We start from the raw sequence: 5,047 nt of genomic DNA on the forward strand, positions 1-5,047 counted from the left end.
GGGCGAGCCAACGCCGTAGCAAAATTTCATTTCTCCGACTATATTCCAAGTATGCAACTGCGGCAAACAGAAAAAAGCCGTCTGAAAAACGGGTTTTTCAGACGGCTTGAGGCAGGTGTAATCTGCGGGCTGCTTATTCGTTGTCCACAAAGCTCACGCCGTTGAGTTGCGACTGCTGGATGGCGGTACGCAGGGCGGTCAGGGCTTTGGGGCGGACGAAGTTGCGGCGGTAGGCCAAGACCACGCGGCGTTGCGGCGCGGGCATTTCAAACGGGATGATGCTGAACAGCATATGGTCGTTTTCGGTGAGCGCGGTGGCCGGCATGATGCTGATGCCCAAGCCGCTGGCAACCATGTGGCGGATGGTGTTGATGGAGCTGCCTTGCAGGGTGTTGGTCAGGCCGTGGATTTTCTGCTTGGCGGCCAGCTCGGAGCAGCTCGACAATACTTGGTCGCGCATACAGTTGCCTTCGGTGAGCAGCAGCACTTGCTCTTCTGCCAGCATGGCGGGGCTGACGGAGTTCAAATCTTCAAAAGCGTGGCCTTTGGGCACAATCACGAAGAAGGGCTCGTCATACAGCGGCTCGGTGATGAGGCCGGGCTCTTGGAAAGGCTCGGCCACCACGATGGCATCCAAATCGCCGCGTTTGAGAGATTCGGTGAGAATGTGGGTGTAATTCTCTTCCAGCATCAGCGGCATTTTGGGCGCGGTTTCGCGCAGGGAGACAATCAGCTTGGGCAGCAGGTAGGGGGCGACGGTGAAAATCAGGCCGAGTTTGAACGCGCCTTCCAGCTCGTTTTGCTCTTCGTTGGCCAGATGTTTGATGAGGTCGGCCTCTTCCAGCACGCGGCGGGCTTGGGCGACGATGCGTTCGCCCGCGTCGGTGGTGATGATGTCGTTGCTGCTGCGGTCAAACAGCGATACCTGCAGCTCTTCCTCCAGCTTTTTGATGGCGATGGAGAGGGTGGGCTGGCTCACGAAGCAGCGGCGCGCGGCGCGTCCGAAATGACGTTCCTGCGCCACGGCAACGATATAACGCAATTCGGTCAGCGTCATGGCTTACACCTTTTTGTCTTCCGGCTTTTGTTCCGGCAGGGTGATGTTCAGCTCGAGCACGTCCATGCCGTCCTGCTTTTCCTGGGAGATGCGGATGTCGTCCAGAGATACTTTAACGTATTTGGACAATACTTCCAGCAGCTCTTTACGCAGGGTCGGCAGGTAATCGGGCGCGCCTTCGCCGTTTTCGTGGGCGCGTTCCTGCGCGATGATAATCTGCAGGCGGTCGCGGGCGACTTCGGCGGTTTTCGGTTTGCGGCCGAAGAGGATATCGAGTAATGACATGGCTTAACCTCCGAACAGACGTTTGAAGAAGCCTTTTTTCTCGGCTTCGAGGAAACGCATTTCGCGGTTTTCGCCCAACAGGCGGGCAATCACGTCTTTATAGGCTTCGGCGGCTGCGGCGTCTTGCTGGTGGATGACCGGCTCGCCCGCATTGGATGCCTGCAGCACGTTTTGCGATTCGGGAATCACGCCGATCAGCGGGATACGCAGGATGTCGCAGATGTCCTGTACCGACAGCATTTCGCCTTTTTCCACGCGCTCGGGCGAGTAGCGGGTAATCAGCAGATGCTCTTTAACGGTTTCGCCTTGTTCGGCTTTGCGCGATTTGCTCTGCAGAATGCCCAGGATGCGGTCGGAGTCGCGCACGCTGGAGACTTCGGGGTTGGTGGTAACGATGGCTTCATCGGCGAAATACAGCGCCATCAATGCGCCCTGTTCGATACCGGCGGGGGAGTCGCAGACGATGTATTCGAAGTTGTGTTTCTTGCCGGACAGCTCCTGCATGACTTTTTCTACGCCTTCGCGGGTCAGCGCGTCTTTGTCGCGGGTTTGCGACGCGGGCAGGATGTAGAGGTTTTCGCAGTTTTTGTCTTTAATCAGCGCTTGGTTGAGCGTGGCTTCGCCTTGAATCACGTTGATGAGGTCGTACACAACGCGGCGCTCGCAGCCCATAATCAGGTCGAGGTTACGCAGGCCGACGTCGAAGTCGATAACGGCGGTTTTGTGGCCGCGCAGGGCCAAGCCGGAAGCGATGCTGGCGCTGGTGGTGGTTTTGCCCACACCGCCTTTACCTGAAGTTACTACAATAATTTTTGCCACGATATTTCCTTTTCAGATACGGGTATGAATGAACGGTTACGGCTCTGCGCGGGGCAGATGCCGGGGTATATATAGTCGGAGAAATGAATTTCTTCGATGATTAATGGTGCGGTGCTTTATTCGCTGCCGATGGCGCTGATAACCAGCCGGTTATCCTGCAGCGCGACTTGCACCGGCTGCTTATGCAGGTGGCCGGGCAGTTCGTCTTCAAAATTGCGGTAGATGCCGGCAACGGATACCAGCTCGGCCTGCATGGAGTGGATGAAAATCCGTGCGTTGGTGTCGCCTTTTGCACCGGCCAGCGCGCGGCCGCGCATGGGGGCGTAAATGTGGATGTTGCCGTCGGCAATCAGCTCAGCGCCCTGGCTGACGATGCCGGTTACAATCAAATCGCTGTTTTCCGCATAAACCTGCTGTCCGGTGCGCACGGGGGTGTTGATGACGACGGTCGGGCTGCCTGCGGGGGCGGGTGCAACCGCAGGGGCGGGCGCAGGCTCGGCGGGTTTGTCGCCTTTTTCGCCGCTGGCGAAGGCCAGGCCGTTGTCTGCCGCCGCCTGCGCCCACTGCTCGTCGCTGTGGCGCAGGCCGAGAATGCGGATGCCGTAGCGGGCGCACAGGGCGGTAACGGCGGGTAAATCCAATTCTTCAGGGCGGGCAAAGTCTTCCGCATCCAATACGAAAGGCATGATGTCCAAATCCCGGTATTGCTCGGTACGCTGCCGCAATGCCGCTTCCAGCTCGTCCAAGTCGGCAGTATGCAGGCAGAGGGACAAGGTTTCCAAGCGTGCGGACTTTACGTCGAAAGCAGATTTCATGGTGCGTAAATCATAAAAATTTTTAATGGTGTAAGTTTACCGTGTTAATCTACGCTATTCAATCCATTTGGGCCGTCTGAAATGAAAAAAATCTTCCATATTATCGGCGCGGGCAGGGTCGGGCAGACTTTGGCCGCCCTGCTCGGGCAGCACGCCGGCTGGCAGCTTTCGCATATCGTCAGCCGCAGCCTGCCGCAGGGTGCGTTCGGTGCGGCGGTGGTGCGGGATATAGCGGAATTGCCGTATGCCGATGTGGTGTTTGTGGCCACGCCGGATAATGCGGTGGTAGAGGCTGCGGCGCGTTTGGCAGCGTCGCAGGCTTTGTCGGCGGAGACGCTGGTGCTGCATTTGAGCGGTGCGAAAACGATACATGAACTTGTTGCAGTAAAACAACGCGGCGCGCTGACGGGCAGCCTGCATCCGGTGTTTGCCTTTGCCGATGCGGAAACGGCGGCGGCCGGTTTGCACGGCAGCCTGTGTGCGTTGGAAGCGGATAGCGTGCGGGCGGAACAGATATTGCGGCAGATTGCGGACGCGTTGGGACTGCAGGCTTTTACGCTGCCCTCGCAACACAAGGCGCGTTATCATGCCGCTTTGTCGGCCGCATCCAATTTCAGCGTGGCGCTGGCAGCGTATGCCCAAGATTTGCTGGCGCCGCTGGACATACCCGAAGCGTTATCGCGCAGACTGGTGGGCGGTTTGCTGCGGCAAACGGCGGACAATCTCACATTGCTGCCGCCCGCCGAAGCCTTGACCGGCCCGATTGTGCGGGGCGACGACGGCACGGTAGCGGCGCATCTGGCGGCCTTGGATGAAGCCGAGCAGGCGCAATATCGGCTGTGGGCGCAGGCGGTATTGACGCTGGCATCGGTGCGTTTGGACGCGGAGGCTGCCGCACGGGTGCGGGCGGTGTTGGGTGGGTGAGGCCGTCTGAAAAACGGGCAGAGGATGTAGGACGGGCATCCTTGCCCGTCGCTCATTCATAGAATGAGATAAACCTTTTGTTAAACCCTTTTCTTTATAGATAGTCGGAGAAATTAAGCTCTTCGACTATACCTTGCTGCGAAACGACGGGCAGGGATGCCCGTCCTACGTTATGGAAATTTCTTGCGTTACCTGGATTATTTATCCCGAACGCACATTATTGACAAAAAAAGCCGTCTGAAAATCAATGATTTTCAGACGGCTTTTTTTGTCAATATATCGGGATTATTGCTGCGCTTGCGGGCGGTGTTCGCCGCGTTTGCCTCGGAAGGCTTCGTGTTTTTCACGTTTGTTTTGGTTTTCCAGCCATTGTTTCTGCTGCTTGGCATCCAATACTTGGAAAATGGCATGGCGCTCTTTCAGGCGGGCGACGGCGCGGTCGGCATCGCTGCGGTTGCGCTCGGCAGTCAGGCGGTCGTGTTCGGCCTGACGTTCGGCAATCAGGCGGCGGGCGGCGGCTTCGTCGAAGTTTTTGGCGCTAATCAGCTTTTGCTCGGCGGCGCGGCGCTCGTTCATGCGCTGTTGGAATTCGTTGCGGCGGCTCTCGCGTGCGGCGCGGTCTTGCTCGCTGCGTTGCGGGCGGTTGCTTTCAAGGATTTTCTTGATTTCGGCTTCCTGCTTGCTGCTTAGTTTCAGCGCCTGCAAGTCGCGCGGCAGGCCGTCTTTTTTATGCTGGTGCATACGGCTGCTTTGTTTGGCATTTTCGGCTTTGTTGTGGGCGATGGTTTCGGAAGCGGTGGCAACGCCGGCGAGGCCGATAATGGAGGCGGCGGCAATGGCCAGGTATTTTTTCATCATCAGGTGTCTCCTTATTAGGCAGGGTGAGAGAGAATATTGATGGGTATAGTCTTTGAAAATAAGCATGATACGGCGTTGCTGCGCCTTGTCTCATGTTTATCTTCTTCGACTATATGGTAAGGGAGACAGCCGTTAATGCGTGTGCGGCGGGGGTAAATGCAGCCGGAGGAAGTGTTATCGAGTGTTGGCAAGCGTCGGTAAGCCGTCTGAAATCGGGAGTGGGGTTAAGTTGCGTAAGGTGGGCGGGTATAGTCATTTAAAATAAGAATGATACGGCGTTGCTGCGCCC

General features: G+C 57.3%; 6 protein-coding genes. 1 reads left to right on the forward strand and 5 read right to left on the reverse strand.

Annotated features, from left to right (window positions below):
* Nucleotides 1-133: 133 nt before the first annotated feature.
* The 4 genes from BDE01S_RS08165 to minC form a co-directional block, all read right to left on the reverse strand.
* The gene (locus BDE01S_RS08165) at nt 134-1,057 is read right to left on the reverse strand and encodes a hydrogen peroxide-inducible genes activator (protein WP_066079971.1); all 924 of its coding nucleotides are present in this window, start codon (nt 1,055-1,057) and stop codon (nt 134-136) included.
* Nucleotides 1,058-1,060: 3 nt separating this feature from the next.
* Nucleotides 1,061-1,342 (reverse strand): cell division topological specificity factor MinE, encoded by a 282-nt coding sequence (gene minE, locus BDE01S_RS08170; protein WP_066079975.1) that lies wholly within the window; start codon nt 1,340-1,342, stop codon nt 1,061-1,063.
* A 3-nt stretch (nt 1,343-1,345) separates the two neighbouring features.
* Nucleotides 1,346-2,161 carry a septum site-determining protein MinD gene (minD, locus tag BDE01S_RS08175; protein ID WP_066079978.1) on the reverse strand — a complete coding sequence of 272 codons (816 nt, stop codon included), beginning with the start codon at nt 2,159-2,161 and terminating at the stop codon, nt 1,346-1,348.
* A 116-nt stretch (nt 2,162-2,277) separates the two neighbouring features.
* Nucleotides 2,278-2,976, reverse strand: a complete 699-nt coding sequence (gene minC / locus BDE01S_RS08180) for a septum site-determining protein MinC (RefSeq protein WP_066079981.1) — start codon at nt 2,974-2,976, stop codon at nt 2,278-2,280.
* Nucleotides 2,977-3,057: 81 nt separating this feature from the next.
* Between minC and BDE01S_RS08185 the strand changes: the two genes are divergently transcribed.
* The gene (locus BDE01S_RS08185; protein ID WP_066079984.1) at nt 3,058-3,900 is read left to right on the forward strand and encodes a Rossmann-like and DUF2520 domain-containing protein; all 843 of its coding nucleotides are present in this window, start codon (nt 3,058-3,060) and stop codon (nt 3,898-3,900) included.
* A 285-nt stretch (nt 3,901-4,185) separates the two neighbouring features.
* On the opposite strand, the gene BDE01S_RS08190 is transcribed toward BDE01S_RS08185, so the two are convergent.
* The gene (locus tag BDE01S_RS08190) at nt 4,186-4,758 is read right to left on the reverse strand and encodes a Spy/CpxP family protein refolding chaperone (RefSeq protein WP_066079988.1); all 573 of its coding nucleotides are present in this window, start codon (nt 4,756-4,758) and stop codon (nt 4,186-4,188) included.
* Between the last annotated feature and the right edge of the window lie 289 nt (nt 4,759-5,047).

The organism is Bergeriella denitrificans NBRC 102155 (assembly GCF_001592185.1).
Lineage (GTDB): Bacteria > Pseudomonadota > Gammaproteobacteria > Burkholderiales > Neisseriaceae > Neisseria > Neisseria denitrificans.

Coding starts and splice junctions, on each gene's coding strand:
- BDE01S_RS08190 (WP_066079988.1), bottom strand. CDS start 4,758: ATGATGAAAAAATACCTGGCCATTGCCGCCGCCTCCATTATCGGCCTC.
- minE (WP_066079975.1), bottom strand. CDS start 1,342: ATGTCATTACTCGATATCCTCTTCGGCCGCAAACCGAAAACCGCCGAA.
- minC (WP_066079981.1), bottom strand. CDS start 2,976: ATGAAATCTGCTTTCGACGTAAAGTCCGCACGCTTGGAAACCTTGTCC.
- BDE01S_RS08165 (WP_066079971.1), bottom strand. CDS start 1,057: ATGACGCTGACCGAATTGCGTTATATCGTTGCCGTGGCGCAGGAACGT.
- BDE01S_RS08185 (WP_066079984.1), top strand. CDS start 3,058: ATGAAAAAAATCTTCCATATTATCGGCGCGGGCAGGGTCGGGCAGACT.